The following is a 17057-nucleotide window of genomic DNA, read 5'->3' on the forward strand; positions in this document are numbered from 1 at the left end:
CCAAACGCGACGCCATGCGCCTACTCAAACGCTACCTCGCCCGAGAAATCTTCCCCATCCTCAACGCCATCCAACAACGCCACACCCCAACCCAAATCGCCGCTTGACATCAATAGGAGCATCGAGATCCGGTGACCCGGGTCTCGACAGGCTCGACCACCGGTGCAGGCTCGACCACCGGTGCAGGCTCGACCACCGGTGCAGGCTCGACCACCGGTGCAGGCTCGACCACCGGTGCAGGCTCGACCGTCGGCGCCGGCTCGACCGCCGGCGCGGGCTCGACCGTCGGCGCCGGGGATCAGGCCGGGGTGTGGTCCAGACGTGCCACGCCGATCTTTGAGTCGGCCATTCCGTAGAAGACGAAGCGCTGACCGTCGATCTCCTCGATCGCGGTCGGGAAGACCACGTTCGGGACGATTCCGCTGATCTCGTCCGGCGTCTCCGCCTTGAGCAGCGGTTCCTTCGTGCGCGCCAGCACGATGGTGGGGTCGTCGGCGTCGAGGATCATCGCGCCGGCCGCATAGTTCACCTTCTGCTGTTGCGAGAACGCTCCGTCGATGGTGCCGGTCACGCCGTGGTGCATGAGCAACCAGCCCTCCGGCACGCGCAGCGGGGCGGGCCCGCCGCCGATCTTGAGCTCTTCGAACGGGAACTGCGGCCCGACGAGGAACCGGTGACCGCTCCAGAACGTCAATTTCGTGATGTCGGCCAGGACCTCCGTGACCGGCAGGTAGCTGATCCAGATGCTCTGCCTGGTGTCGGTGACACCGGCCGGAACCCGGATGCCCTCGCCCGGCTTGACCTCGCCGAGGTCCCACATCGGGCGGTGCAGCACGGCGAAACTCTCGACGCCGTTCGGTCCGGTGACGGGCTCAGGGAAGAAGACCGTGTCCTTGTTGTGGAACAGGTTCAGGTCCATGTCGAGGGCTTCGTCATAGGCGAAGAGCACCGGACCGAGGCGGCGCCACTCACGCAGGTCGCTGGAAACGGCAACGGCCGTGCGCGGACCGAGGGGCCCGTAGGCGACGTAGGTCATGACGTGCAGGCCGAGGCGCGGGATGAAGGTCACCCGGGGGTCTTCGACGCCGGCGTTGTTCGCGCCACGCTCCCAGCCCTGGTCCGGTTCGAGCACGACGCCCTCACGTTCGACGCCGGTGGGCACGCCGTCGGTGATGATGACCCTGGCCAGGCCAACGCGGGAGACGTTGCCGGTGGCAACGAGACGGGGGAGGAGGTACAGGGTGCCGTCGGGCGTGTGGCCGCTACCCGGGTTGAGTACGCCTTCCGCCTCGAGGTCGTTGCCCTCTTCGGGCGTCATGATGACGCCCATTCTGGTGAGCGTGTACGGGAATTCGGTGGGGGTAGACATTTCTAACCTTTCACGCCTGAGCCGATATCGGTGGAGACAAAGTGTCGCTGGAAAACGATGAAGAGCAGGACTGCCGGGGCTGCGAGTACGCAGGCTCCGGCGAGCACGGCCCCGAAGGGATTGGCCGCGGTTGCGGCCACGTTGCTGATGTAGTTGGCCAGCGCCACTGCCAGGGGTTGCATCGAGGCCTCCTTGGTGACGAGGAATGGCCAGAGAAACTCGTTCCACGGTCCGATGAAGGTCAACAACACCACGGTCAGGATCGCGGGGCGAACGAGCGGGAGGGCGATCTTCCGCAGCACGGTGAGTTCGCCGGCGCCGTCGATCCTCGCCGCATCAAACAGATCCCGTGGCACCTGCAGGAAGTACTGGCGGAAGATGATCACGGCGGTGGAATTGATCGCAAACGGGAGGATCATGCCGAGGTAGTTGTCGGCGAGGCCGTAGTCCCTGGCGATCATGACGTAGAGGGGGATCATCAGAAGCTGGAACGGCACGACCTGCACCAGCAGTGCGAGGGCGAAGGTGACCCCGCGTCCGCGCCACTGCAGCTGGGCCAGCGCATAACCGACGAGCACTCCGAAGACGAGGGTGCCGACGATGACGCCGCCGGTGAAGATTCCCGAGTTGAGCAGGCCCCGCATGAGGTTGATCCGGCTGTTGATGTCCGTGTAGTTCTCGAACGTCAGGTTGCCCGGGTTCGGGAATGCGCCGCCCGGGGTCGAGTCGGGCGAGGTCTGCAGCGAACCGATGATCATGTAGTAGAAGGGGAAGAGGAACGCGACGGCGCCGACCGCGAGGACGATGCCGCGGAGAACACTCTGGCGACGGGTCATGATTCGTCACCTCCCGCGAGCTTGCGCTGGACGAACGCGATGATGAGCACTCCGATCACGAGCGCGATTCCAATCGCCGAGGCTGTGCCGGGGTGACCCTGCTCAATTCCCTTCTGGTACATCAGCAGCACGGGGGAGGTGGATGCCCCGTTGGGCCCCCCACCACCGGTGAGCAGATACGGCTCGGTGAAGAGATTCGCACCGGTCACGGTCGAGAGCAGGAGTACGAGCACGGTCGCGGGACGCACGCCGGGGATCGTGACCGAGAAGAAGCTGCGCACGGCGCCGGCGCCGTCGGTCGACGCAGCCTCGTAGAGCTCCTTCGACACGCTCTGCAGCGCGGCCAGGTAGAGCAGGATGTAGAAGCCGAGCTGTTTCCAGGTGACGAACAGCGCGATCGTGGGCATTGCCCAAGTCGGGCTGATCAGCCAGGACGGTTTGGGGGCGAGCGGGCCGAGCAGCTGGTTGACCAGTCCGCTCCCACTGAACAGGAACAGCCAGACGCCGACGACCGCGACGCTCGCGGTCACGTAGGGCACGTAGTAGGCCACGCGCAGGAAGGTTCGGGCGCGGACCGCCTTGTTCAGAGCCGTCGCGAGCACGAGGGAGAGCACGACCGTCAGGGGCACGTTGATCAGCAGGAAGATGCCGACGTTGCCGAACGAACGGATCACGGCCGGGTCGGAGAACACCTCCTGGAAGTTGGCGAGACCGACGAACGGACGATCAACCTGGGCGCCGGGGGCGGCGAAGAAGTAGTCGTGGAACGCCATGTACACCGCGAAAACCAGCGGATACGCGAAGACGGCGATGACGAAGATGAGGTAGGGCGCGCTCAGCAGCAAGCCGATGGGGTTCTTGCCCAGGAACTGGCGGCGGCGGCGGGGGGCCCGCCCGCCGGGAGATCGGGTGGATCTGCCGGCGGGCGGGTTCGCTGTTGCGGTGGTGGTCATGGCAGACGCTACTTCGTCCCGACCAACTGGTTGATCTTCTCGGCGGCGCCGGCAAGCGAGGTCTTCACGTCACCCTCGCCGAAGATGACCGACTTGGAGTAGGCGTTGCGGAAGTCCTGCCACACCTCGACCGAGTTGGACACACTCGGAACCTCGACCGTGCGACTGGCCTGGTCGCCGAACTGCAGGTAAGCGGGGTTGGCCGCGAAGTAGTCCGGGTACTCGGTGGGGAGGTTGGCGCGCATCGGCATCTGGCCGGTCAGCTCGAGGAGCTGGCCGTCCTGTGCCTTGCTGGTCGAGAACTTCAGCACGTCCCAGGCGGTGGCCTGGTTCTTGCAGGCGGTGTACATGCCGACGTTCTTGGCATCGCTGAAGGTGAAGGTCTTGTCCGCCGTGGTGCCCGCGCTGGTGGGAACGGGAACGGCTGCCCAGTTGACCTTGTCCTTGTAGACCGGTATGGCCCACGGGCCGACGATCGACATGGCGGAAACGCCATCGGCGAACGCGTCGCTGGAGTACTTCTCCTTGCTCGAGAGACCCTCGGTGTACAGGGTCTTCCAGAATTCGGCGACCTTCACGCCGTCGGCGTCATCGAAGGTGGCCTTGCCGTCTTCAACCAGCTGCGTTCCGCCGCTTTCCGCAGCGTACAGCGGGTAGAAGTCGAACCAGCTCTGGTAGAACTCGCTCGTCGGCGACGGGAAGATCGCGTTCTTGACGGCGCCGCTGGAGACCAGGGTGCGGGCGGTGGCGAGGAACTCGTCATAGCTGGCCAGCGAGGGGTTCTCGGCGTCGAGGCCAGCCTTGGTGAAGATGTCCTTGTTGTAGAAGATCATCACGGGGTTGGACTTCCACGGCATCTGGAAATACTTGCCATCCGCGTTCTGGTACTGCGTGGCGTTCTCGCCGGTGCGGTCCTCAATGTAGGAGGCGCCGTCCTTGAAGCTGCTCAGGTCGACGAGTCCACCCTGCTTCTCGAACTGCGGCACGGCAACGGGGGCGGTGTTGTAAATCAGGCAGGGGGCGTTTCCGGCGGTGATGGCCGCGCCGATCACTTCCTCGCTGCTCTTGCCCGCGGGAATCTCCTGCGCCTTGACCTTTTCATCGGGGTGGTCGGCGTTCCATGCCGTCACCATCTGCTTGCCCCAGGCGATCTCGCTTGAGTTGTTGGAATACCAGATCGTGATCGGGCCGCGGGCCGTCGCGGCGTCGCCACCGCTCGTGCCGCCGGAGGCGCAGGCGCCGAGCGCCAGAACCACGGTGGCCGAAGCAGCCGTGACGGCGAGGATTCGCCTGGTCAATCCCTTGCTGTGCATTTCGTTCTCCATTTCCTAGGAAGCAGCAGCCCTGCTGCGGGTAAATATGGGAAAAAAGTGGGCCGGTCAGACCTGACGCGGCGGGGCGGTCGAGCCGCGGATGATCAGCCTGGCCGCCGGAAGATCGACGTCCTCGGCGCTGCCGTGCTCCATCAGCCGAAGCAGGGTCTGGGCCGCGGCACGCCCCCAGACCGCGGGCGCCGCGCTGACCGTGGTCAGCGGCGGGAACACGTAGCGGCAGAAGTCGATGTCGTCGAAGCCGGTGATCGAGAGGTCGTCGGGAACCCGGATGCCGAGCTCGTGTGCCACGCCGAGACCGGCGATGGCCATCGGGTCGTTGGCGTAGACGATGGCGGTCGGCCGGATCGCCTGGTCGAGCAGGCGCCGGGTGGCGTCCGAGCCGGCACCGACGGAGAAGTCCGTCTCCACGGTTTGCCCTTCCGGAAGGCCGGCGGCCGCCATCGCCGCGGCGAAGGCCTCCCGGCGGCGCGTGCCGTGCAGCAGATCGGGGCTCCCGGCGACGTGCGCGATCCGGCTGTGGCCGAGCTCGGCGAGGTGGCGCACGGATGCCGTGATTCCGGGGGTGTCATCGACCGTGACCGCGGGGAACGGGCTGTCGCCGTCCGGCCGGCCGAGGGTGACGGCGGGAAGGCCGAGCTCGGTCAGGAGCGGGATGCGTGCGTCGTTGTGTCGCAGGTCACTGAGGAAGACTCCGTCGACGCGGCCGTCGGCCACCAGCGACCGGTAGGTCTGCAGCTCGGTATCCTCGTCGGGCACCACGCTGAGCACGAGGGCACGTCGTTCGGCGGCGAGGATCGACTCGACGCCGGCGATGAAGGAGGGGAAGAACGGGTCGGAGGCGAGAACGTCCGGGTTGCGGGCTATCACCAGGCCCAACGCGTAGGACCGCTGGGTCGACAGGGAGCGCGCGCGAAGTGACGGCTTCCAGCCCAGGTCCTGGGCGATCTGCAGGATCCGCACGCGGGTTTCCGCGCCGACACCGGGCCGATTGTTCAGGGCGAATGACACGAGGCCCTTGCTGACGCCCGCCGTTTTGGCCACGTCGGCGATGGTCACCTTCTCAGTACTCACTGGGTCTCCTCGTTGATCGCCAGCCGCCGCGGATCGCAACGGCTGACTGAACCGGTTTAGTTAACTATACCGGTTTAGTTGACGACGTCAAGAAGGTCTCCGGCAGTCCCGGCCCACAGGCTGTCCCTTGAGCGATTCCGATGATTTCTCAGCTTGTTTTCATGGGCAGCTGTCACGGTTCTTCCATCCAATCCGAACCTCAGGAGTCAAGATGAAAACCGCTCTTCGCTCTCACCCGATACATCGATCCACGCCCGGCCGCATTGCGATCGCCGCGGCCGCGTTCGGGCTCACCGTCGCCGTCGCGGCCCCGGCACTGGCCGACGATTCGAACGACCGCCAGACGCGCTTTCCCGAAACCATCACCCCGCCGAACGACGCAGTCGCCGGCGATCTCGGCTTCCAGCCGGAGGGAATCGTGGTGAAGGGGAACACGGCCTATGCCGGCTCCCTGGTCGACGGCACGATCGTCACCGTGAACCTCCGAACCGGGCACACCGCACCCCTGGTCGCGGCCGACGGCGACCCGGCGGTCGGCCTCAAGATCGCAGGTCGTCTACTCCTCGTCGCCGGCGGGCCCTCAGGCGAACTCCGCGCGTACGATCGCCGGTCCGGCGCGGAGGTCGCGGTTCGCGACATCACGGGAGCCGGCTTCGTGAACGACCTCACCGTCGTCGGCGACACCGCCTACTTCACCGACTCCCAGCGGGCCGTGATCTATGCGCTCCCGGTGGACGGTGACACCGTCGGCGAGCCGCGGGAGATCCCGCTCGGCGGTGACTTCGTGCTCGCACCTCCAGGCTCGTTCAACGGGAACGGCATCGCCGCGTTCGATGCCGGCACTCTCATCCTGGGGCAGTCGGCCGATCCGGACGGCTCGGGCAGCGCCCTGTATCTGGTCGACGTGTCCAGCGGTGAGGCCACCCGGATCACGATCACGGGTGGTGACGTGACCGCCGCCGACGGGCTGCTGCTCAAAGGCCGCACGCTCTACGTCGTTCAGAACCGCGAGAACAGCATCGCCCAGCTGCGACTGTCCTCAGACGGAACGGAGGCGACGTTCGTGCGCACCCTGACGGACCCGGACTTCGACGTCCCGACCACCATTGACTTCGGGCCGCGCGGCGACCTGTACGCCGTCAACGCGCGGTTCGGAACCCCGGGCACAGACGCCGTGGCCTACGAGATCGTGCGCGTCCAAAGGTAGGGCGGGTCTGCCGGGAACAGTGGAGTACGCCCTCGACCCGCCCGGGCCCGGGAACCCATTGAAGGCCGGTGCGGGCGGGCCTATGGTGACTCCACCATGGACTGGTTCAATGCGGGAGACTACGAGATCGCGCGGCAGGTGCTGCAGCGCGGCGTTGCCGCGTGCTACCTGATCGGCTTCGTCTCGGCGGTCAACCAGTTCCCGGCTCTGCTCGGGGAACATGGTCTGCTTCCCGTGCCGGCCTTCGTCTCCCGGGTGCGGTTCCGGCAATCGCCGAGCCTGTTCCACTGGCGGTACACCGACCGGATGCTGCTGGTCCTGGCCTGGTCCGGCGCGGCCCTGGCCGCGGCGCTGGTGGCCGGGCTGCCGCAGCTCGGGCCGCCGTGGCTGCCGATGGCGGCCTTCCTGCTGCTCTGGGCCGGCTACCTGTCCATCGTCAATGTCGGGCAAACGTTCTACTCATTCGGGTGGGAGAGCCTGCTGCTGGAGGCTGGTTTCGTGGTCGCGTTCCTCGGCTCACAGGAGGTGGCCCCGCCGATCGCCGTGATCCTCTTCTGCCGTTGGCTGCTGTTCCGGCTGGAATTCGGCGCCGGGATGATCAAGATCCGCGGCGGGCGGGAATGGCGGGACCTGACCGCACTCTTCTACCACCACGAGACGCAGCCGATGCCCAACCCTCTGAGTTGGTTCGTGCATCACCTGCCGAGGTGGTTCCACCGCGGTGAGGTCGTCGGAAACCATTTTGCGCAGCTCGTGGTGCCGTTCTTCCTGTTCGCACCTCAGCCGGTGGCCTCCGTCGCCGCTGCCGTCATCGTGGCGACCCAGTTCTGGCTCGTGTTCACCGGCAACTTCGCCTGGCTGAACTGGATCACGATCGTGCTCGCCTTCTCGGCGATCGACGACGCCGCCTTCCGGGCCGTGTTGCCCTGGCTCCCGGCCGCGGGGCCGTCCCCGGCCGCGCCGATCTGGTTCGTTGTGGTGGTGCTGGCCGCCATGGTGTTGCTGCTCGTGCTCAGCTACCGGCCGCTCGCGAACCTGTTCGCGCGTCGACAGCTGATGAACGCGAGTTTCAACCGCTATCACCTGGTCAACGCGTACGGCGCGTTCGGCACCGTCACCAAGGAGCGCTTCGAGGTGGTCGTCGAGGGCAGCAACGCGGATGACCCGCGCGACGAGACCGGTTGGCTCGCCTACGAGTTCCGGGGCAAGCCGGGCGATCCGGGGCGGCTGCCGCGCCAGGCCGCCCCGTATCACCTGCGTCTGGACTGGCTGATGTGGTTCCTCGCCCTCGGCGCGAGGGACACTCGGTGGTTCGAGGTCTTCCTGGTCCGGTTGCTCGAGGGCGACCGCCCCACCCTGCGGTTGCTGCGCGTCAACCCCTTCCCGGGCGCCCCGCCCCGGCACATTCGTGCCCGCGTCTTCCTCTACCGATTCTCGACCCACGCGGAACGCCGGGCCGCCCACGTCTGGTGGATTCGCTCGGAAGTGGGCCTGCTCGTCGCCCCGGTGTCGCTCGCCGGGCGGGCACGTGCCTGACGTCAACGTCGTCGGTGCAGGCCCCAACGGGCTGGCCGCGGCGGTGGTGTTGGCGAGGGCGGGCCTGTCGGTGCAGGTCACCGAGCTGGCCGGCGCCGCCGGCGGAGCGCTCCGGACCGAAGAGCTGACCCTGCCCGGTTTTCGACACGATGTCGGCTCGGCGGTACACCCGGCCGCACTCGCGTCACCGTTCTTCCGGGCGTTCGGGCTCACCTCACGGGTGCCGTTCATCATCCCGGAGGTGTCGTACGCGCATCCCCTCGACCGCACGCGGGCGGCCGTCGCCTATCGGAGCCTGGACCGCACGGCGGACGGCCTCGGGCGCGATGGACAAGCCTGGTTGCGGCTGTTCCAGCCTGTCCTCAACCGTCTCGACGGCGTCGTCGCCCTGACCGGGAACCAGCTCCTGCGCTGGCCGGACGACCCGGTCGCCGCCCTCGTCTACGGCCTGCGGGTGCTCGGCCTCGGCTCCGCGCTGCAGGTCGGGATCCTCCGCGGCGAAGCGGCCCGGGCCCTGTTCGCGGGAGTGGCCGCGCACACGCCGGCACGCCAGCCGTCGCTGGCCACCGCCGGCACCGGGGTGTTGCTGGCCGCCTACGCCCACGGGGACGGCTGGGGCTACCCGGTCGGCGGTGCGCAGGCGGTGGCCGACGCCATGGTCGCGGACATCGTGGCCCACGGCGGCAGGTTCAGCTTCGGCAGGGAGGTGCGACGGCCCGGCGATCTTGAGCCGGCCAGGGTGACGCTGCTCGACACCTCGCCCGTCTTCCTCGACCGGTTCGCCGGCGACGCGCTCCCGTCGCGGTACCGGCGGGCACTCGCACGCTTCCGCTACGGGACCGGGGTCGCGAAGGTCGACTTCGCCCTGTCCGGCCCGGTGCCGTGGTCACACAACGAGACGGCCCTTGCCCCCACCGTTCACCTCGGCGGCACCCGGGCGGAGGTGATCTTTGCGCAGCGGGAGGTGGCCGCTGGTCGCCTGCCGGAGCATCCGTTCGTGCTGCTCAGCCAGCCGAGCGTGCTCGATCCGACCAGGGCTCCGAATGGCCGGCAGGTGCTGTGGGCCTACACGCACGTGCCGCTCGGGTCGAACGTCGACCGGACCGAGGCCATCGTGAGCCGGATCGAGGAGTTCGCGCCCGGGTTCCGGGACACCATCCTGGCCACCGCATCCTGCACCGCGCAGGGGATGAGCCAGGTCGACCCGAACCTCGTCGGCGGGGACATCCTTGGCGGGCAGGTCACCCTGCGGCAGCTCGTCAAGCGGCCCGTGGTGTCAACCCGGCCGTGGAAGACCCCCGTGCCGGGCCTCTACCTCTGCTCGGCCTCGACGCCGCCCGGGCCGGCCGTGCACGGAATGAACGGCTGGCACGCGGCCACCCTCGTGCTGCGCGATGAATTCGGCATACGGGAGCCGCCCACGTTGGCGCCCTGAGCATCGGGCCGGGTCCGTTCCAACGGCTCAGTCGTCCACGTCGGGTAGCCAGGAGCCGTCGCCCGGCTCACCGCGCACGGTCGCGCGCAACTTGTCGATATCGCGCCGCTCCCGCTTCGTCGGCCGCCCGGCGCCGCGGTCACGCATCGGCACCAGGGCCACCTCTTCTCGGGGCGGCGGCGGGGGAGTCTTGTCGACGAAGCATTCGGCCGCCACGGTGGCACCGACCCGCTTGACCACGATCCTCGAGACGATCAGGATGCGGTCGAAACCGTTGCTGCGCACCCGCACCTCGTCGCCGATCCGCACCGGCTGGGCCGACTTGGCCCGGTCGCCGTTCACGCGCACGTGCCCGGCCCGGCAGGCCGCAGTGGCAGAGGAGCGGGTCTTGTACATACGCACCGCCCAGGTCCAGCTGTCGACGCGCGCGGTCATCAGAGGGTCCATCCCTCGACTCTACGACCTCGCGCCCGGCTCAGGAGCGGAGCAGCACCCAGCCGATGAGCAGCATCGTGACGAGGAACCCGGTGACGAAGTTCAGCCAGAGAAAACGCTTCCAGCCGGCATTGGCGGCCTCCGCACGCTCATCCGCGATCGACCGGAACGGCCAGGCCGCGGCGATGTACGGGAGGGCGAGCACCACGGCCAGCGCTCCCGGCCAGCCGGTGGCGAGCATCAGTAGCCCGGAGACCGCCCAGAGTGCGATCGCGAGTCGCACGGTGCGCGCCGCGCCGAGCGCGGTGGCGATCGACGCGATCCCGCCCTCCCGGTCCGGAACCACATCCTGCACGGCCCCGAAGGCGTGGCTGGCCATGCCCCAGAAGAAGAAGGCCACGAGGAGGGCGACCAGACCCGGGGTGAGCGTGGCGCCGGCGACGAAGAGGCCGTAGACCGCCGGGCTGACGAAGTGGGTGCTCGAGGTCATCGAATCGACGAACGGGCGTTCCTTGAACCGCAGTCCGGGCACAGAGTAGGCCACCACCGCGAAGAGGCTGATCGCCAGCACGAGCCAGGACCACGGATGCCCGGTGCCCCCGAACACGAGCATCGCGCCAAGCACGGGCACCGCCGACAGCACCCCGGACGCAAGCACCGTCCGATGCAGGCCCGGGTCGAGCATGGCCCCCTCGACCCCGCCCTTGCGGGGGTTGCGCAGGTCGGATTCGTAGTCGAAGACGTCGTTGATCCCGTACATCAGCAGGTTGTACGGGATGAGGAAGAACAGCGTGCCGGCCACGAGAAGCGCGTCCACCCGACCGGTCGACACGACATAGGCGGCCGCGAACGGGAACGCGGTGTTGATCCAGCTCAAGGGGCGCGATGACAGCAGCACCTGCCGGGTCTTCCACAGCGTCGACGTGGCCATCTCAGTCATCCGTTCTCCCCAATAATGCCCAGAGTGCGGGCAGCAGAAGCGCTGCGGCCACCGGATAGGCGAAATCTTCGATCGGGGCGAGGCCGAGGCGCAGCCCGTTGATCCTGTTCGGATCGTAGTCGACCAGGCCGATCCCGATCATCACGTTGTCGAAGAGGGCCGTGAGCACGAGCACGGCGACGAGGGCGACCCCGATGGCGGGCAGATGGTGCCGGAACCCCGGTCGGAGCCACAGGGCGACGACGGTGATTCCTCCGGCAACGACCAGGAACACGGTGTTCAGGAGCAGGTAGGTCACCGGGCCGGCCCGGCCTTCCGGCTGCGTGTGGCGAGCAGGAGTCGGGCGCCGTGTACGGCGTTCATGGTGAGGTAGCTGAGGAAGGCGAGGAAGAAGAACTCCTCGATCGGCAGCTCTGGCGCCAGTTGCAGGCCCGTCATCAGCGTTGTTTCGCCGCGGTAGAAGATGCCGAGACCGATGCCGGCCAGGTCCCAGGCCAGGAACAACACCAGCCCGGCACCGAGCACGATCGCGGCCCGCGCCGGCCCGCGCCAGAAGAAGAGGCGGAATCGACGGTCGAGCAGCACCATCGCGCCGAGGGACAGCAGCAGGGTAGCCAGGTAGGCGAAGGTCACAGCGGTCGCGGCTGTGATTGCGGCCGTGATTGGGGCTGTGGGTGGGGCGGTGAAGGCCGCGGAGGCTGTGGCTTCGGTGCCGGGTGGGGCAACGGTTCGGGCAGAGGCCCCGTGCTGGTGTCCGCCCGAACCCGCTTGAGCAGGATCTCGGCGCTGATCAGGCACATCGGCAGGCCGATCCCGGGAATCGTCGTTCCACCGGCGTAGAACAGTCCGTCGATCTTCGACGACGCGTTCGATCCACGCAGGAACGCGCTCTGGCGCAGGGTGTGCGCCGGGCCGAGGGCCCCGCCGCGCCAGGAGTTGAGGTCCCCGGCGAAGTCGGCCGGGCCGACCGTGCGCCGCACCACGATCCGCTCGGCGAGATCGGGAATCCCGGCCCACTCGGAGAGCTGGGCGATCGCGTCGTCGGCGATCTTCTCGATCGCCGCCGAACCGGCACCGTCGATGCCGCCGCGGCCGAGGCCGGTGTCGGCGGGAATCGGCACCAGGAGGAACATGTTCGAGTATCCCTCCGGGGCAACCCCGGGGTCGGTCACGCTGGGCTGGCAGGCGTAGAAGGAGGCCGGCGACGCAACGCTCGGCTTCTTGCCGAAGATGCGGCCGAAGTTCTCGCCCCAGTCCCTGGTGAAGAACAGGGTGTGGTGCTCAAGCTGGGGCAGGTCGCCCCGGATACCCAACATCACCAGCACGGCGCCCGGCCCTGACATCCGCTTCTGCCACCAGCGCTCGGGGTAGGTCTGCTTTCCCTCCGGCACCAGCTCGGTCTCGGTGTGGTGCAGGTCGGCGGCGGAGACCACCCGGTCGGCGTCGAGCTCGACGGTGGTGCCGTCTTCGGTGCGGTAGCTGACCCCGGCCACGGCGCTGTGAGCACCCTCCGTGGTGCGGATCCGGGTCACCCGCGCTCCCGTAATCACCTGCACGCCCTCCGCGACGGCAATGTCGGCGATGCTGTCGATCAGTCTGGTGAACCCGCCCTGCGGGTAGAGCACCCCGTCGGCCAGGTCGAGGTGGCTCATCAGGTGGTACATCGACGGGGTCTGGTCGGGGGAGGAGCCGAGGAACACGGCCGGATAGCCGAGGATCTGCCTCAGCCGCGGGTCCTTCACGTAGCCGGCCGCGAACTTGTCGAGCGGCTGGAGGAGGAGCCGGGCGAGTCGGCCGAGCCGCGCGAGGACGTCGGGTACCAGCAGGGGCCGGAACGACGCGAAGCTCGTGTACAGGAAGCGTTTCACGGCCATCTCGTAGGTGTCCTTCGCCGAGACGAGGTACCGGTCGAGCGCCGCGCCCGCGCCGGGCTCCAGACGTTCGAAGAGACGGATGTTGTCGGCGCGGTCGGCGGCGATGTCCACCGGCTCCGTCTCGCCCTCGAAATAGACGCGGTAACCGGGGTCGAGCCGGGTGAGAGTGAATTGCTCGGCCGTACTCGTGCCGAATAGCCGGAAGAAGTGGTCGAACACCTCCGGCATCAAATACCAGCTCGGTCCGGTCTCGAACCGGAAGCCGTCGACGTTCCAGGAGCCGGCGCGGCCGCCGAGCTCATCCTGCGCCTCCAGCAGCGTGACGACGTGGCCGTCGCGGGCGAGGAGGGCAGCGCTGGCGAGCCCCGCGATGCCACCGCCGATGACGACGGTGCGGGGGCTGCCCGTGGTCATCGTTTCCACGCCTTGGGACCGAATGAAGCGCCGAGGGCAATCATGATCTTCTCCGGATCCGGCACCCGAACCCGGGCGCTCATCAGTTCTCGTGCGGGGGTTGCCCGTAGCTTTGCAGACAGGCGGGCGAACAGGTCGTGGGCCGCGGTGACCGCGCGCCGGCTGCCCGCGGGAATCAGCGGGAGCACCCGCTCGGCAGCGCTGAGGTCGGCGTCCATGTCGTCGAGGATGGCATTCTTCTCCTCGTCGGTCATGGTGAGAAGGCTCACACCCGGGAAGTAGTTGCGCCCGAGGTCGTCGCGGTCGGCGGCCAGGTCACGGAGGAAGTTCACCTTCTGGAAGGCGGCGCCGAGGCTGCGGGCGCCGGTCTCCAGCTTCACCAGGTCCGCAGGCGTTCGCGGCGTGTCCTGGATGAAACAGCGCAGGCACATCAGCCCGATCACCTCGGCCGAGCCGTAGATATACTCGGCCACGCCGGCCGCGTCGAACGGGGCGGGGTCGAGGTCCCGGCGCATCGAGGCGAAGAACGGGGCCGTGAGGCCGGCGTCGATCCCGGTCTCCCTGGCGGTGGCCGCAAACGCGTGCACGACCAGATTGGTGCTGAAGCCACGAAGGATGGCCTCCGTCGTCTCCCGTTCGAGGCCGTCGAGCATCGCCCGCTGTTCGTCGATGCTCAGGCCCGCCTGGCTGGCCGCGCCGTCGACGATCTCGTCGGCGATTCGCACCAGGGCATAGATCGTCCTGACCTGGCTGCGCACGCGTGACTCGAGCAGTCGGGTGGCCAGCCCGAACGAGGTCGAATAATGGCCGATCACGGTCGCCGAACTCGCGATGGCCGCGCGGTTGTAGGTGCCGATCTCGGTTTTTGCTGCGGTGTTCCGACGGCTCATCGAGTTCGATTCACGGCGGTGCCGGCCAAGGTGGTGAGTTGACCGCGCAATATTTCGGGGATGACCGGCGTGTCCAGGGCCTCCACGGCCTGCCGGGCGTGGCTGTGCGCCAGATCCTCTGCGGCGTCGAGCGCGCCACACTCTCGCAACCGTTCCTTCACGACTGCTCCCTCCTCCTCGGTGAGGTCGGCCTTGCCGATCAACGGCGCGATTTCGGACCAGGCCGTCGTGGAGCCGGCATGTGCGATCAGTGCGGTCTGCTTTCCCTCCCGCAGATCGGAGACGACGCTCTTGCCTGTTCGCGCCGGGTCGCCGAAAACGCCGAGGATGTCGTCGGTCACCTGGAACGCCACGCCGACCAACCGGCCGAAGAGACCGAGGACGCGGATGGCCTCCACGGATGCCCCGGCCAGCATGGCGCCGGCCTGCAGGGGAGCCTCGAAGGAGTAGACGGCCGTCTTGTGTTCGAGGGTGGCGATCACCTGGGCGACCGAGAGGGGCATTTTCGACGCGGTGTTGGTCACGTCGGCCAGCTCGCCGGCCGCGCTGACGAACACGGCCCGATCGAGCAGGTCGAGCAATCGACCCCGGAGTTCCCGCTCGATGGGTAGCATCGCCAGGGCTCGGTGGGCCTCACTGAGGGCAAGGTCGCCGGCGAGGATGGCGGCGGCGGCGGCCCAGACATCCGCCTGGGCGCCGACCGCCCCATGGGCGAGCGCGCGTTCCGTGAATCGGCCGGCGACATTGGCCACGCCACGGCGGGCGAGGTCGCGATCGATCACATCGTCATGGATGACGAAGGCGGTGTGCAGCAATTCGAAGCTGACGGCGACCGGCGTGGCGAGGCTGAGGTCGGTACCGCCGAAGCCGGTGAACGCGGCCAGCACCAGCGCCGGTCGCAGTCGCTTTCCGCCGCTCCCGGCCTGCTCGAGACAATCCCAGAGAGCGACGTAATGGTCCCCATGGTCGCTCGCCCTGAGCCGGCCGGCGGCAAAGAAACGTTCCAGTTCGGTCTCGACCCCGATGGTCACGGTCTCAGGCATCAAAGTCGGTCAGCTCCTTGATTTGCAGCCCCAGCCAGGGACTGAAGGCCCACGGGTGATCGAGTACCGAGCGTCGGAGTGTCGCCGGGTCTGCCCAGGCGAATTCTGCGACCTCGTCTGAGTTCGGTAGCGGCTCCGCCGCCGTGGTCGCGAGGTAGACCGGGCAGATCTCGTTCTCGACGATTCCACTGCTGTCGACCGCACGGTAACGGAAATCGGGCAGGGTCACCCGAATGTCCTCGAGTTCGAGGCCGAGCTCGAAGTGGGCCCGGCGAACAATCGCGTCCGGAATGGATTCGCCCGGGAGCGGATGGCCGCAAAACGAATTGGTCCACACTCCGGGCCAGGTCTTCTTGGCCAGCGACCGGCGACTGACCAGAACCTCTCCGAGCGAGTTGAACACGTAGCAGGAAAACGCGAGGTGGAGCAGGGTGTCGGCGTCGTGAACGGTCGCTTTGGGAGCCGTGCCGATGGCCAGACCCGAATCATCGACGAGGACCACGCGCTCCTCGATCAGTTCGATCTGTGCCATGACCGCGCCTTTCTGTGTGCTCAGTGTATTCAGCCACCATAGCCGGAAATTTACCTAACTAGGTTAGCTAGTTGTGAGGCTAGCATGGAGCAATGTCTCAACCAATCGCCGATCCGTCCACTCCCGGCACCTACTGGGACGGCTTCGAGGACGAGGCCACGGACACGGCCACGGCGGTGTTGAAGGCGGTCCGCGACTTCCGGAGGATCGATGTGGCCATGCGCCGGCGAACCCAGGCCGCCCTCAAGATCAACGACACCGATCTGCTGGCCATCCGCCAGCTGATCCGTGCGGAGCGGGCAGGGCAGTCGATGGGACCGAAGGACCTCAGCGCCTGTCTCGGGATCAGCTCTGCCGCCACGGCGAAGCTCCTGTCCAGGCTGACCAGGACCGGTCACGTCCGCCGTGAGCCCCACGCCGTCGATCGACGCGCTCAGGTGGTGCACGCGACACCGCGGGCCCACCTGGAGGTCAGGCGGGTGCTGGGTGACGTGCACCAGCGGATGCTGGCGATCGCCGAGGGCCTCAGCGTCGCCGATCGACGCGCCGTCGTGAGTTTTCTGGACGGGATGGGTGCGGCCATGTCCGTCGTCGAGCAGCCTCGGACCGAAGGCTCGTCTCGGTCGCCCGGCCGGAATCCCCTACGCTGAATCAGTGCCAACTCCCGCAGCAGTCCATGTCAACACCCTCCTCGCCTCCTACCCGGACTTCCCGCAGCCGGGCATCCTGTTCCGAGACCTCAACCCGGTCTTCGCCGATGCCGCGGCCTTCCGCTCCCTGATCGATGAACTCGTCGGCCGGTTCGCGGGGGAGTTCGACGCCGTCGCCGGCATTGAGGCGCGCGGGTTCCTGCTCGCCGCGGCCGTCGGTTACGCGGCCGACGTCGCCGTGCTCGCCGTGCGCAAGGGCGGCAAGCTTCCCGGTGCCGTCCTGACCGAGGACTACGACCTGGAATACGGGTCGGCCAGCCTCGAACTCGAGATCGGGCAGCTCGCGCCCGGCTCCCGGGTCCTCGTCCTGGACGACGTGCTGGCCACGGGCGGCACGATCGCGGCGACCTCTCGCCTGATCGAGCGCGCCGGCTACGCCCTGGCCGGGGTGGGCGTGGTGCTCGAGCTCACCGAGCTCGCCGGCCGCAGCCGGCTCGGCGACGCCGCGGTGCACACCATCGTCGCGCTCTGAATTCCG

At 67.9% G+C, this 17057-nt stretch carries 18 protein-coding genes; 5 read left to right on the forward strand and 13 right to left on the reverse strand.

Translation table 11 applies throughout. The annotated features are described in order from the left end of the window. Nucleotides 1–298: 298 nt before the first annotated feature. From QMG61_RS07145 to QMG61_RS07165, 5 genes are all read right to left on the reverse strand, one after another. The gene (locus QMG61_RS07145) at nt 299–1369 is read right to left on the reverse strand and encodes a glycoside hydrolase family 130 protein (RefSeq protein ID WP_283493649.1); all 1071 of its coding nucleotides are present in this window, start codon (nt 1367–1369) and stop codon (nt 299–301) included. A gap of 2 nt (nt 1370–1371) precedes the next feature. Then, a complete protein-coding gene (locus tag QMG61_RS07150; RefSeq protein ID WP_283493650.1) occupies nt 1372–2205 on the reverse strand; it encodes a carbohydrate ABC transporter permease in 834 nt (277 codons plus the stop codon). Continuing rightward, the gene (locus tag QMG61_RS07155) at nt 2202–3158 is read right to left on the reverse strand and encodes a carbohydrate ABC transporter permease (RefSeq protein ID WP_283493651.1); all 957 of its coding nucleotides are present in this window, start codon (nt 3156–3158) and stop codon (nt 2202–2204) included. The genes QMG61_RS07150 and QMG61_RS07155 overlap by 4 nt, the downstream gene beginning before the upstream one ends. Nucleotides 3159–3166: 8 nt before the next feature. Next, on the reverse strand, nt 3167–4471 hold the full coding sequence (locus QMG61_RS07160) for an extracellular solute-binding protein (RefSeq protein WP_283493652.1): 1305 nt from the start codon (nt 4469–4471) through the stop codon (nt 3167–3169). Nucleotides 4472–4537: 66 nt separating this feature from the next. Next, on the reverse strand, nt 4538–5563 hold the full coding sequence (locus tag QMG61_RS07165) for a LacI family DNA-binding transcriptional regulator (protein ID WP_283493653.1): 1026 nt from the start codon (nt 5561–5563) through the stop codon (nt 4538–4540). 211 nt (nt 5564–5774) lie between these two features. On the opposite strand from QMG61_RS07165, the gene QMG61_RS07170 reads away from it, so the two are divergent. The 3 genes from QMG61_RS07170 (at nt 5775) to QMG61_RS07180 (ending at nt 9741) form a co-directional block, all read left to right on the forward strand. Continuing rightward, nucleotides 5775–6770 (forward strand): LVIVD repeat-containing protein, encoded by a 996-nt coding sequence (locus QMG61_RS07170; RefSeq protein WP_283493654.1) that lies wholly within the window; start codon nt 5775–5777, stop codon nt 6768–6770. A gap of 96 nt (nt 6771–6866) precedes the next feature. Beyond that, a complete protein-coding gene (locus QMG61_RS07175; RefSeq protein WP_283493655.1) occupies nt 6867–8306 on the forward strand; it encodes a lipase maturation factor family protein in 1440 nt (479 codons plus the stop codon). Next, nucleotides 8299–9741 carry a phytoene desaturase family protein gene (locus QMG61_RS07180; protein ID WP_283493656.1) on the forward strand — a complete coding sequence of 481 codons (1443 nt, stop codon included), beginning with the start codon at nt 8299–8301 and terminating at the stop codon, nt 9739–9741. Before QMG61_RS07175 ends, QMG61_RS07180 begins: the two co-directional genes overlap by 8 nt. Nucleotides 9742–9768: 27 nt before the next feature. Here the strand turns inward: QMG61_RS07180 and QMG61_RS07185 are convergent, their stop codons facing one another. From QMG61_RS07185 to idi, 8 genes are read right to left on the reverse strand one after another with little or no spacing between them, the layout of a single operon-like run. Then, complete coding sequence (locus tag QMG61_RS07185) at nt 9769–10188, reverse strand: RNA-binding S4 domain-containing protein (protein ID WP_283493657.1); 420 nt, start codon at nt 10186–10188, stop codon at nt 9769–9771. A gap of 28 nt (nt 10189–10216) precedes the next feature. Continuing rightward, nucleotides 10217–11116, reverse strand: a complete 900-nt coding sequence (locus tag QMG61_RS07190; RefSeq protein WP_283493658.1) for a prenyltransferase — start codon at nt 11114–11116, stop codon at nt 10217–10219. Next, nucleotides 11109–11414, reverse strand: coding sequence for a lycopene cyclase domain-containing protein (locus tag QMG61_RS07195; protein ID WP_283493659.1), 306 nt, complete (start codon nt 11412–11414; stop codon nt 11109–11111). The genes QMG61_RS07190 and QMG61_RS07195 overlap by 8 nt, the downstream gene beginning before the upstream one ends. Next, a complete protein-coding gene (locus QMG61_RS07200; RefSeq protein WP_283493660.1) occupies nt 11411–11749 on the reverse strand; it encodes a lycopene cyclase domain-containing protein in 339 nt (112 codons plus the stop codon). The genes QMG61_RS07195 and QMG61_RS07200 overlap by 4 nt, the downstream gene beginning before the upstream one ends. Then, entirely contained in the window at nt 11746–13404 is a 1659-nt protein-coding gene (gene crtI, locus QMG61_RS07205; RefSeq protein ID WP_283493661.1) for a phytoene desaturase family protein, read from the reverse strand. The genes QMG61_RS07200 and crtI overlap by 4 nt, the downstream gene beginning before the upstream one ends. Then, a complete protein-coding gene (locus tag QMG61_RS07210) occupies nt 13401–14294 on the reverse strand; it encodes a phytoene/squalene synthase family protein (RefSeq protein ID WP_283493662.1) in 894 nt (297 codons plus the stop codon). The genes crtI and QMG61_RS07210 overlap by 4 nt, the downstream gene beginning before the upstream one ends. Continuing rightward, entirely contained in the window at nt 14291–15337 is a 1047-nt protein-coding gene (locus QMG61_RS07215) for a polyprenyl synthetase family protein (RefSeq protein ID WP_283493663.1), read from the reverse strand. The genes QMG61_RS07210 and QMG61_RS07215 overlap by 4 nt, the downstream gene beginning before the upstream one ends. Further along, nucleotides 15330–15869, reverse strand: coding sequence for an isopentenyl-diphosphate Delta-isomerase (idi, locus tag QMG61_RS07220; RefSeq protein WP_283493664.1), 540 nt, complete (start codon nt 15867–15869; stop codon nt 15330–15332). Before idi ends, QMG61_RS07215 begins: the two co-directional genes overlap by 8 nt. Before the next feature lie 92 nt (nt 15870–15961). Between idi and QMG61_RS07225 the strand changes: the two genes are divergently transcribed. Further along, nucleotides 15962–16519 (forward strand): MarR family winged helix-turn-helix transcriptional regulator, encoded by a 558-nt coding sequence (locus tag QMG61_RS07225; protein ID WP_283493665.1) that lies wholly within the window; start codon nt 15962–15964, stop codon nt 16517–16519. Nucleotides 16520–16523: 4 nt separating this feature from the next. Continuing rightward, nucleotides 16524–17051, forward strand: coding sequence for an adenine phosphoribosyltransferase (locus QMG61_RS07230; RefSeq protein ID WP_283493666.1), 528 nt, complete (start codon nt 16524–16526; stop codon nt 17049–17051). The last annotated feature ends 6 nt before the right edge of the window (nt 17052–17057 follow it).

The organism is Cryobacterium sp. PH31-AA6 (assembly GCF_030063195.1).
Classification (GTDB): Bacteria; Actinomycetota; Actinomycetes; order Actinomycetales; family Microbacteriaceae; genus Cryobacterium.